General features: G+C 72.9%; 11 protein-coding genes. 9 read left to right on the forward strand and 2 right to left on the reverse strand.

Annotation, left to right across the window (positions count from 1 at the left end; genetic code table 11):
- Positions 1-82 precede the first annotated feature (82 nt).
- Positions 83-1,738, forward strand: coding sequence for an alpha/beta fold hydrolase (locus BS80_RS41730; RefSeq protein ID WP_063771928.1), 1,656 nt, complete (start codon positions 83-85; stop codon positions 1,736-1,738).
- A gap of 33 nt (positions 1,739-1,771) precedes the next feature.
- Positions 1,772-2,197: a hypothetical protein gene (locus BS80_RS08940; RefSeq protein WP_035795269.1), complete on the forward strand. Its 426-nt coding sequence runs from the start codon at positions 1,772-1,774 to the stop codon at positions 2,195-2,197.
- Positions 2,198-2,223: 26 nt separating this feature from the next.
- Here the strand turns inward: BS80_RS08940 and BS80_RS08945 are convergent, their stop codons facing one another.
- The gene (locus tag BS80_RS08945; protein WP_157536084.1) at positions 2,224-3,999 is read right to left on the reverse strand and encodes a hypothetical protein; all 1,776 of its coding nucleotides are present in this window, start codon (positions 3,997-3,999) and stop codon (positions 2,224-2,226) included.
- Positions 4,000-4,156: 157 nt separating this feature from the next.
- Positions 4,157-4,807, reverse strand: a complete 651-nt coding sequence (locus BS80_RS08950) for a response regulator transcription factor (protein WP_035795275.1) — start codon at positions 4,805-4,807, stop codon at positions 4,157-4,159.
- Positions 4,808-5,371: 564 nt separating this feature from the next.
- Here BS80_RS08950 and BS80_RS08955 point away from each other — a divergent pair.
- The 7 genes from BS80_RS08955 (at position 5,372) to BS80_RS08985 (ending at position 17,136) form a co-directional block, all read left to right on the forward strand.
- Complete coding sequence (locus BS80_RS08955) at positions 5,372-5,716, forward strand: phosphopantetheine-binding protein (RefSeq protein ID WP_083974442.1); 345 nt, start codon at positions 5,372-5,374, stop codon at positions 5,714-5,716.
- Positions 5,706-9,032 carry a non-ribosomal peptide synthetase gene (locus tag BS80_RS08960; RefSeq protein ID WP_083974444.1) on the forward strand — a complete coding sequence of 1,109 codons (3,327 nt, stop codon included), beginning with the start codon at positions 5,706-5,708 and terminating at the stop codon, positions 9,030-9,032. Before BS80_RS08955 ends, BS80_RS08960 begins: the two co-directional genes overlap by 11 nt.
- Positions 9,029-11,254 carry a type I polyketide synthase gene (locus BS80_RS08965; protein ID WP_051966376.1) on the forward strand — a complete coding sequence of 742 codons (2,226 nt, stop codon included), beginning with the start codon at positions 9,029-9,031 and terminating at the stop codon, positions 11,252-11,254. Before BS80_RS08960 ends, BS80_RS08965 begins: the two co-directional genes overlap by 4 nt.
- Positions 11,251-14,475 (forward strand): non-ribosomal peptide synthetase, encoded by a 3,225-nt coding sequence (locus tag BS80_RS08970; RefSeq protein WP_051966377.1) that lies wholly within the window; start codon positions 11,251-11,253, stop codon positions 14,473-14,475. The genes BS80_RS08965 and BS80_RS08970 overlap by 4 nt, the downstream gene beginning before the upstream one ends.
- Positions 14,472-15,248: a thioesterase II family protein gene (locus BS80_RS08975; RefSeq protein WP_063771929.1), complete on the forward strand. Its 777-nt coding sequence runs from the start codon at positions 14,472-14,474 to the stop codon at positions 15,246-15,248. The genes BS80_RS08970 and BS80_RS08975 overlap by 4 nt, the downstream gene beginning before the upstream one ends.
- 40 nt (positions 15,249-15,288) lie before the next feature.
- Positions 15,289-15,477 carry an MbtH family protein gene (locus BS80_RS08980; protein ID WP_035795278.1) on the forward strand — a complete coding sequence of 63 codons (189 nt, stop codon included), beginning with the start codon at positions 15,289-15,291 and terminating at the stop codon, positions 15,475-15,477.
- Positions 15,478-15,624: 147 nt separating this feature from the next.
- On the forward strand, positions 15,625-17,136 hold the full coding sequence (locus BS80_RS08985) for an amino acid adenylation domain-containing protein (RefSeq protein WP_198045476.1): 1,512 nt from the start codon (positions 15,625-15,627) through the stop codon (positions 17,134-17,136).
- The last annotated feature ends 3 nt before the right edge of the window (positions 17,137-17,139 follow it).

Below are 17,139 nucleotides of genomic sequence, written 5' to 3' on the forward strand. Positions count from 1 at the left end.
ACGGTCGGGCCGTCGGGTGCGTGGTCGCGCCCGGCGGCCCGTCGGCGTCCACGGGCGTACCGTCGGGCGCAGGAGGACCGAGATGACCGCCGACAGCAGAGCGCCGCAGCGCGGCTACGCCGACGTCAACGGGCTGCGGATCTACCACGAGATCCATGGCACCGGCCGTCCGCTGGTGCTGCTGCACGGCGGGATGCTCACCGTCGAGCTGGCCTTCGGCCCGCTGCTGGCCCCGCTCGCCGAGCGGCACCAGGTGATCGCCGTCGAGCTCCAGGGCCACGGCCGCACCGCCGACACCGCTCGGGAGATGACCCTCGGCGCCCTGGCGGCCGACGTGGCCGCGCTGCTCAGGCACCTGAACGTCGACCGGGCCGACTTCCTGGGCTACAGCCTCGGCGGCCTGGTCGCCCTGGAGCTCGCGGTGACCCGCCCCGAGCTGGTGTCCCACCTCGTCCTGGCCTCGGCGCCCTACCGCCCCGACGGCTTCCACGACCTGCCCCCCGGCTCGGACCGGCTGCCGTCCGAGGCCGACCGCCGCGCCTGGGAGGCCGCGTACCGCGAGGTCGCCCCGGACCCGGACCACTTCGCCGCGCTGCTCGCCCGCGTCACGGCGATGGTCGCGGCGTTCGAGGGGCGGACCGCCGACGAGCTGCGGTCGCTGCGCGCGCCCACCCTGCTGGTGCTCGGTGACCACGACTTCGTCCGCCTCGCCCACGCCGCCGAGATGCTCGACCTGATCCCCGACGCCCAGCTCGCCGTGCTGCCCGGCACCACCCATACGGATGTCACCCGGCGGCCCGAGCAGCTGCTCGCGCTCGTCCTGCCGTTCCTGGCACCGGCGGCCCCGCGATCGCGCCCGGTACAAGAACCGGCCGAGCACTCCATCGGCGCGGCGCTCACTGCCTACCTCCAGGTCCGGCTGGCCGAGCTCCTCACGCTCGACGCCGCCGTACGCCGCGACGAGCCCGACGCCGTGCACCAGATGCGGATCACCGTGCGACGGCTGCGCAGCGCCCTGACGGCCCACCGCCGCATGCTGCACCGCGAGCGGACCGACCCGCTCGGCGCGGAGCTGCGCCTGCTGGGCAAGATCCTCGGACGGGCCCGCGACGCCGAGGTGCTGGGCGAACGGCTCACCGCCCAGGCCGCCGCCCTGCCGGCCGCCGCCCGCCCCGAGGAGCTGGCCGAGCGGATCCGGGCCCGCTTCGAACGCCGCTACACCACCGCCCACCGCGCCGCCCTGCGCACCCTCGACAGCCCGCGCTACCGGGCCCTGCTGGACGCCCTGGCGCAGACCGCCGCCCAGCCACCGCTGCGCCAACGCGCCTCCCACGGCCGCGGCGAAGCCCGGCGGGTACTGCGCCGCGAACGCCGCCGCACCGGCCGCCGCACCCGCGCCGCCTTCGGCACACCCCCCGGCCCGGACCGCGACGCCGCCCTGCACCAGGCCCGCAAGGCGGCCAAGCGGGCCCGCTACACCGCCGAGAGCATCCTCCCGCTCACCGGCCCGGCCGGCTCCCGGTACGTCCTGCGCATGAAGGAGCTGCAACAGGCCCTCGGCCGCCACCAGGACGGCGTGGTCGCCGAGCAGGCCGTCCTGACCCTCCTCACCGACGCCCGCGCCCACGGCCAGGACACCTTCGGCTACGGCCTGCTCTACGCCGCCCAGCGCCAGGACGCCGAAGCCGACCTCGCCGCCGCCGAACACGCCTGGCACCAGGCCTCCGACGGCGGCTGAGGCCACCGGCCGGGGCTCTGCCATGGTGCTCCGGTGCCGATACGCAGATCTCCCCTCCGCACTCTCCCGGCGGCCCTCGTCCTGACCGCAACCGCAGCCCTCACCGGTTGCAGCGCGTCAACGCCCGCCTCCCACCCCACGCCCACGGACCCTGCGTCCGCGACGGCTCTGCCGCCGGTATCGGCCTCCGACACCTCGCCCGACGCGGTCGCGGCGGCGAACGCGCAGCTGTCCGCAGAGATCCTCACGACGCCGACCGGCGGCCGGGCCTTCTCCGGCATCGACGCGCACACCGGGGTACTGACGCTCGACGACTTCATCAACGAGTTCTGGTCGGCGAACCCGCCGAGCCTGCGGATCAAGGAGACCGGCCTGGCCGAGACGCGTGGCTTCGTCACCGCGGACCGGTCCGCCGCTCAGGACCTGCTCAAGCGCCAGGTCGACGCCCTCGGCCACTGAGCCGAGGGCGTCGACGGGTCCGGGCGTCAGGCCCAGAGCTTCTCGTCCAGCGATCCGTCGCTGCCGACCGCGAACAGGTCGATCACGTTGGGGCCCCGGGAGATCGCCGTCGTGTTGGACGCCAGCGAGCCGCCCTGGGACGACCAGGCTCCCCAACTTCCGCTGTTGTAGAGGCAGTTCCAGATCGCGCCGTCCTTGCCCCGGACGTAGACCTCGATCTCGCCGGCGTTCGGCCGCCAGAGGGAGGCCGCCGGCGCGCTACCGGGGGCGATGCCGACGGGCAGTGCCGGGAGGTCCGGCGACCAGCTGCTCCAGCCGGTGGCCGGGGTCCAGGACTTGTGCCAGATGTTGTTGTTGGTGCCGAGGCCGAACAGGTCGATGTGGCCGTTGTCGGGCGAGGTCGCCACCGGATCGGAGATGATCTTCGCGCCGAGACTCTCCCACTTGCTCCAGCCGTTGCTGTAGCTCAGGTGCCAGATCGCGTTGTCCTTGCCCCGGACGAACAGGTCGAGCCGGCCGGTGCCCCAGGACGTCACGGTCGGCGTGGCGCCGGACGCCACCCCGGGCGGCGGGGCGGCGAAGTCGGTGTTCCAACTCCCCCAGCCACCGGTGCTGCTCCACGAGCGATGCCGGATGTTGCCGTCCGTTCCCACGCCGAACAGGTCGAGCCGGGTCGGGTCCCAGGCCACCGCGGCGGCGTTGGAGACGAAGCTGCCGCCCATCGACTCCCAGGGGTACCAGCCCGCCCCGCTGGTGTCGTACGGCTGGTGCCAGATCGCCCCGTCCTTGCCCCGGACGAACAGGTCCAGGCGCCTGGGACCCCACGAGGCCACCACCGGGGAGGCCCCGACGGCCACGCCCGGCGTCGGCGCGGCGTGCTGCTGCCAGTTCGACCAGGCACCCGAACCCATGCTGCAGCCACCGGAGTTGTTGCTCCACAGTGGCTGCATCGCGAAGGTGTTGCCGGAGAGGTTGGTGTTGCCGATGTTGACCCAGGCGCACTTGTCCCCGATCTCCGCGGCGGTGCTGTCGCGCCAGGCGTTGACCAGGGGGTCCGTGACGGTCTCGGCCAGTTCGTGACCCGCGACGATGCTCACGCCGTCCAGGGTGCCGGCGGAGCCGTTGGCACTGCCCCCGCCGCAGGAACCGGCCACGTCCGGCATGTACGGCAGGTCGGTGTAGGTGATGCTGGGCAGCGCCGCGACCGCGCCGTGGTAGCCGCAGTAGCTGCTGCCGAAGCCCGCCGTCGAGTGACCGGTCGGAGTCGCCACGACGATCTGGGTGTTCAGCGAGCTGGTGGCGCCGAAGTGCTGCGCGGCGCTGACGGCCTCGGCCTGGATCTGCGCGTCGGTCGGCACCGCGGGCACCGAAGCCGGGTCCGACCAGGTGCCGGCCAGCACCGCCGGGGAGGTGCCGGCGCCGTACTGCTGGACGGTCGCCAGCCAGGGCGAGGCGCCGACCGAGGCGTAGAACCGGTTGAGGTAGGGCGCCACGCCCGCCGGGTCGGAGGTCCAGCCCCAGTAGTCGACGTAGATCCGGGGCGCGGTCTGCACCGGGCCGCCGCCGTCGACCAACGGTCCGCCGGCGGTCGCGGTGGGTTCCACCACGGCCGCCTCGCGCGCCTGGCGCGGGGCCAGCAGGTGGACGCGGGCGCCGGTCTGGGCGGGCGCCACCGAGGCGGCGGGCGGCGCCGCGGGCACCCCGGAGGCCGTGGCCGCCGCAGCGGCCGACGGCGCCAGGCCGAGGGCCGGCAGGGCCGCCGCGAGCAGCACCGTAAGCACCGTCGATGTTCTTGCTGTCACTGGTCGTTCACCATTCTTGCCACTGCCGAGGACAGCGGCCGGGTCGGATGAGCCGGAGATCCCGAGGGAAGCCGGGACCGCTTCGGTGGCTGAACTTGGTTGCTGCCAGCGAAAAGTGATCCCGCATGACCACTACGGCCGCACCCGCCCGGCGGGTTCAGATGACGCCGGTGCGCAGGGCGTAGACGACGGCGTGGGTGCGATTGCGGAGGTTGAGCCGCGTCACCACGTCATGCACGATGCTCTTCACGGTTCGTTCCGAGTAACTGAGCTTCGCCGCTATATGTTTGGTACTCAGGCCCTCGGCCAGTAAACGCAGTACCTCGACCTCCCGGTCGGACAGACCGGCGATGTTAAGGCCGTGCGGCACCAGGGCATTGTCCCGGATCGCCTTGATATGGGCGATCAGGGACTGCTGCACCCCTGACGGGCTTTCATGGCCCTCGCCGCCCGCCGCCTCCAGGACGGCCCGCTTGATCTCCTCGAACCCGCTCTCCTGGCGATGCAGGAAGCTCACCAGTCCGAGGTCGATCGCGCGCAGCACGTGGTGGTCGGGAAACTCGTGCGCGACCAGCACCATCGGCAGCGTGCTGTCCGGCGTTTCGTGCTGCACACGTTCCACCCGGGACAGGGTGTCGCCGGTGACCTCCGTCGCCAATACCAGCAGAACGTCGGCCGGATGACGCCAGGTCCAATAGCTCGCGGTGACGTCCTTGCACATGGACAACCACGAAACAGCGCCCTCGCCGGTTACCGGGTCATTGGCGAGTACCGCCACGGTGACGGGCTTCGCACTCTTACCGGGCATGGTTCAGCACATCCCGGTGCAGCTCGGGGACGTTTCCTAAGTGCATGGCAATTGCTCCTGACGGCCGGCCGAACCGGCGAAGACCCGGGCGGACCGAAGAAGTCATAGCGATCCCGGGGACGCGAAAAGGCTAGGATGATCATGGAAAATCCGCAAGTGGCCTGAGGCTCCGGTCGTCCGCCGAGCAGCCGCGCGCCGAGCCGGCCGGACCGGCCGACACAGCGTCAACTCCCCCTGTGCACTGTGCCCGAACTGCCCGCGTGGCTCAACTCCCCAGCTCACAGCGCATACAGACGGGCACAGCCGGACGGATTCCGGGCGGCGGCAGGCCCGCCGGCTGCTGACGTGGCCGTGAACATCTCCCCTGTCCGTAGACAATCGATCCCCCCGTTGCCCCTAGGGGCAGCCATCCCCTCCCCAAAGGGTGGGGACGCTTGCGTTCCCTGCGCTGCGCCGTTCATCTTGGAATCAGCACAGCGCCCAGGAGGTCGGTGAAGGCCTTTGCGCCACACCCGGACCGAGTCGCTTCCACACATACTTCGAATAGAGAGGAAGCCTGCGGCGATGATCACCGATGGGCATTCAGCGGACGACGGCACCGTGCGGCAGTCGCCGGAACCGTCGGTGAACGCGACGCCCGACGACCACCTGGAGCACGCGATCACGCGGATCTGGGAAGAGGTTCTGCGCCTGGACGGACTGACCCCCGAAGACAACTTCTTCGAACTGGGCGGCCATTCGCTGACCGCTTCGCAGGTCATTTCCCGGATGCGCCGGGTCCTCCAGGTCGACGTACCGCTGGCCGTCTTCTTCGCATTCCCCACCATCGCCGAACTCACGGCCTTCGCCCAGCGCCGGGGCGAGAGCGTGGACGCCGCGGGCGCGGACACCGAGAAGGGTGCCCACTAGCGTGCAGCAGGACTTCTCGCCGCTCTCGTCGGCGCAGCAACGGCTCTGGTTCTTCTGGCAGCTGCGGCCGGACGGCAGCGAGTACAACGTCCCCAAAGCCACCCGGCTGCGCGGCGATCTCGACGCGCCCGCGCTGGAGCGGTCGATCGCCCGGCTGGTCGAGCGGCACGCCCAACTGCGCGCCACCTTCCCGACCGTGGACGGTACGCCGGTGCTGCGGACCGCGCCGCACGCCACCGTGCCGCTGACCCTGGTCGACCTCACCGACGTGCCCGCCACGGCGCGCGAGCGGGCCCTGACCGACGAGGTGGACCGGGCGGCGCTGGCACCCTTCGACCTGGTCAACGGGCCGGTGTTCCGGGCCCGGCTGATCCGGCTGGCGACCGAGGAGCACGTCCTGGTCCTCGCCTTCCACCACATCGTGGTCGACGGCTGGTCGTTGGGGATCGTCGAACGCGACCTGGCGGCCGACTACGCGGCCGAGCTGGCCGGCGCCCCCGCCCCGCAGACCGGCGCACCGGCGGCGTACGACTACCGGGACTACGTGGCCGACGAGCGGCGGATGCTGGCCGGGCCGCGCCGCGTCGAGGCGCTGGCCTACTGGCGTGACCGGCTGGCCTCCGCGCCGCCGCAGCTCCAACTGCCCACCGACTGGCCGCATCCGCAACAGCCCAGCCACCGCGGGGACACCAGCTCCTTCCTGGTCTCACCCCAACTCGGGCAGCAGGCCCAGACCCTGGCCACCCGCAACCGGGTGACCAGGTTCGTCGTGCTGCTCAGCGCCTACGCCGTGCTGCTGTCCCGGCTGTCCGCCTCGCCGGAGGTGGTGATCGGCGTGCCGGTCAGCGGCCGTACGACGCTGGAGGTCGAGGGCGTCGTCGGGCTGTTCGTGAACATGCTGCCGCTGTCCGTCCGGGTGCGGCCCGGGATGACCTTCGTCGAGCTGCTGCACCAGGTGCGCGACACCTTCCTGGCCGGGCACGAGTACCAGGACCTGCCGTTCCAGCAGGTGGTGGAGGAGCTCCAGCCCGAGCGCCTGACCTCGCGGCACCCGGTCTTCCAGAGCGTCTTCACCTACGAGGACGTGGCGGCCGGGTCCTCGGCGCCGGCCGGGCTGCAGGCCTCCCCGGTGCCGATCCGGATCGAGACCGCCAAGTTCGAACTGACCCTGCACATGGCGTGGAGCGCCGAGCGGGTCGAGGGCTGGGTGGGCTTCCAGACGGACCTCTTCGACCCGCGCACGGCCGATCTGCTGGGTGAGCGCTATCTGCGCCTGCTGTCGGCCGCGCTGGCCGCGCCGGACGGGCGGCTGGGGCAGCTGCCGCTGCTGGGCGCCCGCGAGGAGCGCACCGTGCTGGCCGGCAGCGTCAGCCCGCCCGCGCCGGGGGCCGAGTCCGTCCACCTGCTGGTGGCCCGCCAGGCCGCCGAGCGGCCGTCCGCCGTCGCCGTGCGCTCCGCACAACAGGAGCTCAGCTACGCCGAGTTGGACCGGCAGGCGGAGCTGGTCGCGGCGCGGCTGCGGGCCGCCGGTGCCCGGCCGGGCAGCCTGGTGGCGACCTGCCTGCCGCGCGGCGTCGACCTGGTGGTCGCCGAGCTGGGCATCCTCAAGAGCGGCGCCGGCTACCTGCCGCTCGACCCGGCGAACCCGCCGTCCAGGCTCTGCGCCATCCTGACCGAGGCCGCCCCGCTGCTGACCCTGACCGACCGCCGGCACGCCGACCGGGTCGACTCCGGAGCCGTCCTCACGCTGGAGGAGGTCCGCACGGACCGTCGGCCGGCGGCGCAGGGCGAGCGCGCCCCGCAGGCCGGTCCCGCTGACCTCGCCTACGTCATCTACACCTCCGGCTCGACCGGACTGCCCAAGGGCGTGATGGTCGAGCACCGCTCGCTGGCGAACCTGGTGGCCTGGCACCACCGGGAGTTCGGCATCGGACCGGGCGACCGGACCACGCTGATCGCCGCCCCCGGCTTCGACGCCTCGGTCTGGGAGATCTGGCCCGCGCTGAGTGCCGGCGCCACGCTGGAGGTGCCGGACGCCGAGACCGTGCTCTCCCCGAAGGACCTGACCGCGTGGCTGGTCGAGCGCGAGGTGACCAGCTGCTTCGTTCCCACCCCGCTGATCGAGCGGATGGCCGAGGCCAGTTGGCCGGCGACCGGCGCGCCGCGCACCGTCCTGACCGGCGGCGACCGTCTGCACGGGCTCGGCGCACGGGAGTTGCCGTTCCGTCTGGTCAACAACTACGGCCCGACCGAGAGTACGGTCGTCGCCACCTCGGGCACGGTCCAGGCCGACCCGGCCGGCCGCGGCGCCCCGCCGGACCTCGGCCGTCCCCTTCCGGGCGTGGAAGTGTACGTCCTGGACCGGGAGTTGAGCCCGGTACCGATCGGCATGCCGGGCGAACTCCACCTCGGCGGGATCGCGCTGGCCCGCGGCTACCTGGGCCGCCCCGAGCTGACCGCCGACCGCTTCGTCCCGCACCCGTTCGCCGCCACCCCCGGCGCCCGGCTCTACCGCACCGGCGACCTGGTCCGGCTGCGGGCCGACGGCAGCCTGGACTTCCTGGGGCGCAACGACCACCAGCTGAAGATCCGCGGCTTCCGGATCGAGGCCGGCGAGATCGAGAACGTGCTGCGCGCCCACCCGGGCGTCCAGGAGGCCATCGTCGCCGCCACCGGCACCGACCCGTCGCTGACCGCCTATCTGGTGCTCACCGACCCGGCCACCGTGCCCGACCGCGAGGAGCTGCACGCCCACGTCGGGCGCCGGCTGCCCGGATACATGCGTCCGCACGAGTACCGCCTGCTGAGCGAACTGCCGCTCACGGCCAACGGCAAGGTCGACCGCGCGGCGCTGGCCGAGCACGCGGTGCCCCTGGTCGGCCGTCCGGCGGGCGAACGCGGCGTCGAGGCGCCGTGGGAGCGCGAGATCGCCACCGTCTGGGCCAAGGCGCTGGGCCACGACCGCTTCGGGCTCCAGGACAACTTCTTCGACATCGGCGGCCACTCGCTGCTGCTGGCGACGGTACGGGACCTGCTGGCACAGGAGTTGGAGCGCGAGGTGGCGATCCTGACGCTCTTCGAGCACCCCACGGTGGCAGCGCTCGCCCAGTTCCTCGGCACGGCCGAGGCCGCACCCGCAGCCGTCCCCGGCGCCCCCGCCATCACCCCGGCGGCCGCCGACGCCGCTGCCGGCACCCGCCTCAGGCGCGGCAACGCCCGGCTGCGCGCGATGCGCGCCCAGAACCGGCCGGCCTCCGGCACACCCGACGCGGCTGACCGGCCCGCCGATCCATCTGGTGGAAGGACTGACTCTTGAGCGGCATCGGCATCGGCATCGGCGCGGACCACGAGGACCACGAGGGCTACGAGGGCTACGAGGGCTACGCGGAGAACGACACGCACATCGCCGTCGTCGGCATGGCCTGCCGGCTCCCCGGTGCCACGACGCCCGAGGAGTACTGGGCGAACCTGGTCGCCGGCGTGGACTCGGTCCGGCCCTTCACCGCACAGGAGCTGCGGGAGTGGGGGCAGGACCCGGCACTGCTCAACGACCCGCGCTACGTCCCGATGCACGGATCGGTCGACGGCATCGGGGAGTTCGACGCGGACTTCTTCCAGTTCTCCGGCCGTGACGCCACCCTGCTCAACCCGCAGCACCAGATGTTCCTGGAGTGCGCCTGGGAGGCCCTGGAGCGGGCCGGCTACGACCCCCGCGCCGTCCCCGGCACGGTGGGCGTCTTCGCGGGCGCGGGCCGCAACGGCTACGCCTCGGTCGTCCAGTCCCAGGCGGACCGCTTCCCCGGCGTGGACGACCTGGCGCTGAACCTGGCCAACGAGCCCGAGCACCTCGCCACCCGGGTGTCGTACAAGCTCGGCCTGACCGGGCCCAGCATGACCGTGATGACGGCCTGCTCGACCTCCCTGGTGGCCGTCCACGAGGCGAGCCGGGCCCTGCTGGCCGGCGAGTGCGACATGGCGCTGGCCGGCGGCGTCTCGCTGCGGCTGCCGCGTTCGGGCTACTGGTACCGGGAGGGCGGCACGATGTCGCCGGACGGGCGCTGCCGCACCTTCTCCTGGAACGCCCGCGGCATCGTGGCCGGCGACGGCGCCGGCGTCGTCGTGCTGCGCCGGGCGCAGGATGCGATCGACGACGGCGACCATGTGCACGCCGTGATCCGCGGCTCCGCGGTGAACAACGACGGTCACCACCGCGCGGGCTTCACCGCGCCCAGCGTCCGGGGCCAGGCGGAGGTGATCCGGCTGGCACACACCGCGGCCGAGGTCAGCCCCGCGTCGATCTCCTACGTCGAGGCGCACGGCACCGGGACCCCGGTGGGCGACCCGATCGAGGTCACCGCGCTGACCCAGGCGTTCCGCACCGCCCCGGTGCCGGACGGCTCGATCGCGCTGGGCTCGGTCAAGACGAACATCGGCCACACCGACACCGCCGCCGGCGTCGCCGGGCTGATCAAGACCGTCCTCGCGCTGGAGCACCGGACGATCCCCGCCACGCTGCACTTCGACGGCCCCAACCCGGTCATCGACTTCGCCGACACCCCCTTCACCGTGCAGACCGAGAACCGGAGTTGGGAGTCCGCGGGTGCGCCCCGACGGGCCGGGGTCAGCTCCTTCGGCATCGGCGGGACGAACGCGCACGTGGTGCTGGAGGAGGCCCCGGGCGCCGACCGGCCGGCCGCAGCGAGCGGCAGCCGGCTGCTCGTGCTCTCCGCCCGGACACCCGAGGCGCTCGATGCGATGGCTCTGCGGCTGGCCGAACACCTGCGCCGGACACCGGAGTTGTCATTGGCCGAGGTCGCCTGGACGCTGCAGAGCGGACGGCACGCCTTCGCCCACCGCCGGTACCTGGTCTGCGCCGACACCGCGCAGGCGGTCGAGGCGCTGTCCGCCGCGGCGCCGGCGCCGTCCGCCGCCGTCCCCGCACCGGCCCCCGAACAGCTGCCGCGCGAGCTCGACCGGGCGGCGGCCGGCGAACTGTCCGAGCCTGAACTCGCCACCCTGCTCGACACGGTGGGACGGCTGTGGCAGGACGGCGCGCCGATCGACTGGTCCCGTCTGCACGGCGACGCACCGCGCCGCCGGGTGCCGCTGCCCAGCTACCCGTTCGAGCGCCGGACCCACCTGGTCAAGCCCGAGCCGTTCGCCTGCGCGGAAGCGGAAGCGGGTGCGGGCGCGGTCGCGGGCGCAGCGGCGGATGTGGCGGCGGATGTGGCGGTGAACGGGGCGGCGGACGTGGCAGCACCGGAGGCCGCCTCGGTCGAGGAGCAGCTCGCGGTGCTCTTCGGCAAGGTGCTGGGCGACAGCGAGGACATCGCCGAGCGGGACTTCTTCGAGCTCGGCGGCGACTCGCTGACCGCCGTCCAGTTGCTTTCGCTGGTCGAGGACACCTTCGGGGTCTCACCGCCGATGGAGGCGATCTTCGACGCCCCGACGGTCCCGGAGTTCGCCGCGGTCGTCGTCGAGCTGCTGCACACCCTGAACGCCACCGCGGCGGACAGCGACACCCGGGGGGCCTCGTGACGCACACCGAGCAGAACGCCGAGCAGCACGCAGACGCGGTCGTGATCGCGCCGACCACCTTCGCCCAGCGGCGGCTCTGGTTCCTGGACCAGTTCACCAACGGCAACAGCGCCTACAACCTGGTCTCGGCGCTGCACCTGCGCGGCCCGCTCGACGCCGGCGCGCTGCACCGCGCGCTCCAGCGGATCACCGACCGGCACGAAACGCTGCGCACCACCTTCCTGGTCGAGGACGGCGAGCCCTACCAGCGCATCGCGCCCACCCACGCCCTCGCCCTGCCGGTCACCGACCTGACGGCCGTCCCGGCTCCGGAGCGCACCGCACGGGCCACCGCGCTCGTCGAGGCAGACACCCTGCGCGAGTTCGACCTCACGCAAGGCCCGCTGATCCGAACCAGCCTGCTGCGCCTGGACGTCGAGGAACATGTGCTCGCGGTGGTCTGCCACCACAGCATCTGCGACGGCTGGTCGATGGGCCGCCTCCACCTGGAGCTGTCCGCGCTCTACACCGCCGAGTCGACCGGAGCCGACGCGGGGCTCGACCCGCTGCCGATGCAGTTCGGCCAGTACGCGGAGCTCGAACGCAAGGAGTTGCTGAGCCTCAAGGCCCAGGAGTCGCTGGACCGGCTGCGGGAACGGCTGGCGGGAGCGCCGGCCGTGCTCGAACTGCCCACCAGTCACTCCCGGCCCGCCGTCCAGGGCTTCGCCGGGGCGACCTTGGACCTGCCGCTGGAGCCCGAGCTCTGGCAGGCGGTCGCGACGACCGCGCGACAGCACCGGGTCACCCCCTTCATGACCCTGCTCTCCGCCTTCGGGGTGCTGCTCTCCCGGCTCTGCGGCACCCAGGACCTGGTGATCGGGAGCCCCTCCGCCGGACGCAGCGGCACGGCCGTCGAGCCGCTGATCGGGATGTTCGTCAACACCCTGCCGTTGCGCCTGGACCTGTCCGGCGACCCGGACTTCGCCGAGCTGCTGCTACGCACCCGTCGCGGCACGCTGGCCGCCTTCGCCGACCAGGGGGTGCCGCTGGAACAGCTGGTGAGCGCCCTGGAGTTGGACCGCGCGGCCAGTCACGACCCGCTCTTCCAGACCATGTTCGCACTCCAGCAGCCACTGTCCGTACCGCAGTTGGACAACCTGACGGTGGAGGTGCTGCCGGTCCGCCCGCCGACCACCTTCACCGACCTGTGGTTGGAGATCCGCCCGGGCGGCGACGGCGCCACGGCGACCTTCCGCTACCGGACCGAGCTGTTCGACGCGCCGACCGTGCAGCGCATCGCGCAGCAGTACCGCAACCTGCTGCGGGCGGCGGTCGAGGCGCCGCAGACGAAGACCTCCGCCCTCTCGCTGTTGTCCGAGGAGGAGGCCGACCAGCTCCTGCACGGGTGGAGCCGCACCGGCGACCCGCACCCCTGGGACGGTCCGGTCCACCGGCAGATCGAGCGCCAGGCCGCCCGTACACCGGAGGCGACCGCGGTCGTCTTTGAATCCACCCGGCTGAGCTACGCCGAGCTGACCGCCCGGACCGGGCAGATCGCCCGGCGGATCTCCGAGCACGGCGGCGGCCCGCGCACCGTGGTCGCGCTCTGCCTGCCGCGTGGCGTCGAGCTGGTGCCCTCGATCCTGGCCGTGCTGAGCGGCGGCGGTGCCTATCTGCCGTTGTCGCCGGAGGACCCGCCGGGGCGGCTGGCCCACCTGGTCCAACTCTCCGGCGCCACCCATGTGCTCACCACCGGCGAGCTGGCCGGCGCGTTCGCGCGGACCGGTGTCCCGGTGCTGGCCGTGGACACCGGCGAGGCCGAGGGCGGGGCCCAGGTCACTGCCGAGGTCGAGGTCGAGCCGGACGATCTGGCGTACGTGATCTACACCTCCGGCTCCACCGGCGAGCCGAAGGCGGTGGGCGTCCCGCACCGCGGGCTGGCCAACCGGATCCACTGCCTGCAGGACGCCCAGCGCCTCACCCCGCAGGACCGGGTGCTGCAGAAGACCCCGTACACCTTCGACGTCTCGGTGTGGGAGCTGCTCTGGCCGCTCACGGTCGGCGCCACCCTGGTGGTCGCCGAGCCCGGCGGGCACCGCGACCCGGCCTACCTGGTCGACCTGATCGAACGCGAGGCGATCACCACCGTGCACTTCGTGCCGCCGATGCTGGAGGTCTTCCTCGACCAGCCCGACCTGCACCGGTGCGTCTCGCTGCAACGGGTGCTGTGCAGCGGGCAGGCACTGCCCGCCCAGCTGCGCGACCGCTGCCTGGACCGGCTGCCGGTGCGGCTGTCCAACTTCTACGGCCCCACCGAGGCCTCGATCGAGGTGACCGAGTGGGAGTGCCCGCCGCAGATGCCCGGCTCGGCCGTCGCGGCCGGCGCGCGCGACGCCCGGGTGCCGATCGGACGCCCGATCGCCGGCGTCGAGGTGTACGTCCTGGACGACCTGCTGCGCCCGGTGCCGGTCGGCCTGCCGGGTGAATTGTTCCTCGGCGGCGTCGCGCTGGCCCGCGGCTACCTGGGCCGCCCCGAGCTGACGGCCGACCGCTTCGTGCCGCACCCGTACAGCCGCACGCCCGGTGCCCGGCTGTACCGTACCGGCGACCTGGTCCGCTGGCGGGCCGACGCCACCATCGACTTCCTGGGCCGCAACGACCACCAGCTGAAGGTCCGCGGCTTCCGGATCGAGCCGGGCGAGATCGAGAACGCCCTACGCGGCCACCCCGGCGTACAGGACGCCATCGTCACCACCACCGTCGCCGGCACTCCCGGGGCCGAACCCGCCCTGACCGCCTACCTGGTGAGGACCGGGCCGGCCGGCGAGGACGGGCCGGCCGAGGAGGCGTTCACCGCCGCGCTGCGCGAGTGGCTGCTCGACCGGCTGCCCCGGTACATGCTCCCCGGTTACCTCGTGGTGCTGCCGCACTTCCCGCTCAATGCGAGCGGCAAGGTCGACCGCGCGGCCCTTCCGCTCCCCCAACTGAACCGTCCTGAACGGCTGCTGAGGCCGCGCGACGAGCTGGAGCGGATCCTGACCGACATCTGGAGCCAGGTACTGGGACGCCGGGAGACCGGCATCGGCGAGGACTTCTTCGAGATCGGCGGCGACTCGCTGAAGAGCATCCAGGTGGTGCACCGCGCCCGTGAGGCCGGGCTGAAGCTCAGCGTCAGCCAGCTCTTCCACCACCCGACGGTCGAGGAACTCGCCGCCCAGCTGCGGCAGGAGCCGACGCAGTGACCTTACGCACAGGGCTGGTTGCCGCCGGGCGCAGCCGGTGGCTGCTGCGGTTCCCACCGCGCCCGCAGGCCCGGATACGCCTGCTCTGCCTGCCCGGGGCCGGCGCCGCCGCCTCGGTGTTCCGCTCCTGGTTCGAGCTGCTGCCCCCCGAAGTCGAGGTCTGCGCGGTCCAGTTGCCCGGACGCGGCGCACGGCTGCGGGAGGTTCCGTACACCGCGATGGAACCGCTGGCCGACGCCCTGGCCGAGGCGGTACGGGCCGAACCGCCGCTCCCGACGGTGATCTTCGGGCACAGTCTCGGCTCAGTGGTCGGCTTCGAGCTGGCCGACCGGCTCGCTCGCGACCCCGCCCACACCCCGCTCTCCCTGGTGGCGGCGGCGCACCAGGCCCCGGGGCTCGGCAGCGCGGGCCTGCCCTACCACCTGCTGCCCGCGTCGGAGCTGGCCGAGGTGATGGTCCGGCTCGGCGGCACCCCCCGGGAGGTGCTGGCGAAGCCGGAGCTGCTGCGGCTGACACTGCCCTCGATCCGGGCGGACTTCGAGCTGGACTACAGCTACCGCCACCGGGTGCGCCCACCGCTGGCCGTCCCGATCAGCGTCTTCGGCGGCACCGAGGACCGCACCGTCTCGGTGCCCGAACTCGCCGCCTGGAGCGCGCACACCAGCTCCGCCTTCAGCCTGCGGATGCTGCCCGGCGACCACTTCTTCCCCACCGGCCCGAGCGGCGCCGAGATGCTCGCGCAGGTCCGGGCGGACCTGCTCCAGCACGTCTGAGCGGTGCCACCGGGCACCCCATCACACAAGGAGAGTCGAGATGTTCGAGGACGGCGACGACCGCCAGTACCTCGTGGTGCGCAACCACGAGGAGCAGTACTCCGTCTGGCCCGAGGGCCGCGAGCTCCCGGCCGGCTGGGAGGGCGTCGGGGTCAGTGGCGACAAGGCCGCCTGCCTGGCCCACATCAAGGAGGTCTGGACGGACCTGCGTCCGCTCAGCCTGCGCTGACCGCCCGGCCGATCGTCGCATCACCGCACGGCCGCAAGCACCGCACAGCCGTCATCACCGAGGAGTGGAACAACTACCGTGCCGTCCGAACTCTGCCTTCACCAGGTTTTCTCGGCCCAGGCGGCCCTGCGGCCGGACGCCCCGGCCGTGTCCGATCCGGACGAACAGCTGACATATCGTCAACTCGACGAGCGGGCCGACCGGCTGGCCGCTGCGATCCTGCGCCGCGTCCCCGGGCCCGGCGCACGGGTCGGCCTCCACCTGCGGCGTGGCAACGCGGTGGTGGTGGCCATCCTGGCGGTGCTGAAGGCCGGTTGCAGCTACGTGCCGCTCGACCCGTCCTACCCCGCCGATCGGGTGCGCTTCATGGCCGAGGACGCCGCGGTGGACCTCGTCCTGACCGACCCCGGCAGCGACGGCGCGCCCGCCGTGGGCGAGTTGCTGGCCCTGGACGCCGCCCTCTGGGCACCGGACGCGCCCCGAGCCAAAGAGGTGGCCGTGACGCCGGATGCGCCGGCCTACGTGATCTACACCTCGGGCTCCAGCGGCACCCCCAAGGGCGTCGAGGTCTCGCACCGCAACGTGACGGCCCTGTTGGAGGCCTGCGACCGGGTACTGGAACTCGACGGCGACGACGTGTGGACGCTCTTCCACTCCTACTGCTTCGACTTCTCGGTCTGGGAGATGTGGGGAGCGCTGGCGCACGGCGCCAAGCTCGTCGTGGTGCCGGCCGAGGTCGCCCGGCTGCCCGAATCGACGCTGGAACTGCTGCGCGCCGAGGGCGTCACCGTCCTCAACCAGGTGCCCTCGGTCTTCCGCTACCTCTCCCGGGCCGGCACCGACCCGCTGGACGCCGACGAGTCGGCCGCGCCGCTCCCGCTGCGCTACGTGATCTTCGGCGGCGAGGTGGTGGACGTCGACGCGGTCCGCGAGTGGCGCCAGTTCCACGGCCCGGCCACCGGGTTCGTCAACATGTACGGCATCACCGAGACCACCGTCTTCTCCACCTGCCGGCACCTGCTCCCGGCCGAGCTGGACGCACCGGTCGGCTCGGCGGCTCCCGAGGGGGCCGCCGACCCGGCGCTCAACATCGGACTGCCGCTGGACGGCTTCGAGTTGGCCCTGCTCACCGAGGAGGGCAAGCCGGCGCTGCCCGGTGAGGTCGGTGAAATCCACCTCGCCGGACCGCAGTTGGCGATCGGCTACCTGGACCGCGCGGAACTGACCGCCGAGCGCTACCCGCTGCTCTCACCGGACGGCGCGGCCCCCCGCCGCTACTACCGCAGCGGCGACCTCGGGGTGGCCCGGGCGGACGGCAGCGTCGAGTACGCCGGGCGCGCGGACGACCAGGTCAAGGTCAACGGGTACCGGATCGAGATCGGCGAGGTCGAGTCCGCGTTGCGCGGCGCGCCGGACGTGGCCGACCTGGTGGTGGTGCCCGTCACCAGCCGGATCGGCGAACGGCAGCTGGTGGCCTTCTACACCCTCCCGGACGGCGCCGCCGGGCCCGCGGCCGCCGTGGCCGAGCAGTTGGCCGCGCACGCCCGGGCCGCGCTGCCGGTCTTCATGGTCCCCGGCCGGTTCGTCCACGTCCCCGCGCTGCCGCTGAGCCCCTCGGGAAAGACCGACAGGCGCGCTCTCGCCGAGCAGCTCCGCTAACCC

The sequence above is a fragment of the Kitasatospora mediocidica KCTC 9733 genome (assembly GCF_000744225.1).
Classification (GTDB): domain Bacteria; phylum Actinomycetota; class Actinomycetes; order Streptomycetales; family Streptomycetaceae; genus Kitasatospora; species Kitasatospora mediocidica.

What these genes read in the sequence shown, in the direction of transcription:
- BS80_RS41730 (WP_063771928.1), top strand. Translation starts at nt 83, where the DNA reads ATGACCGCCGACAGCAGAGCGCCGCAGCGCGGCTACGCCGACGTCAAC.
- BS80_RS08950 (WP_035795275.1), bottom strand. Translation starts at nt 4,807, where the DNA reads ATGCCCGGTAAGAGTGCGAAGCCCGTCACCGTGGCGGTACTCGCCAAT.
- BS80_RS08980 (WP_035795278.1), top strand. Translation starts at nt 15,289, where the DNA reads ATGTTCGAGGACGGCGACGACCGCCAGTACCTCGTGGTGCGCAACCAC.
- BS80_RS08955 (WP_083974442.1), top strand. Translation starts at nt 5,372, where the DNA reads ATGATCACCGATGGGCATTCAGCGGACGACGGCACCGTGCGGCAGTCG.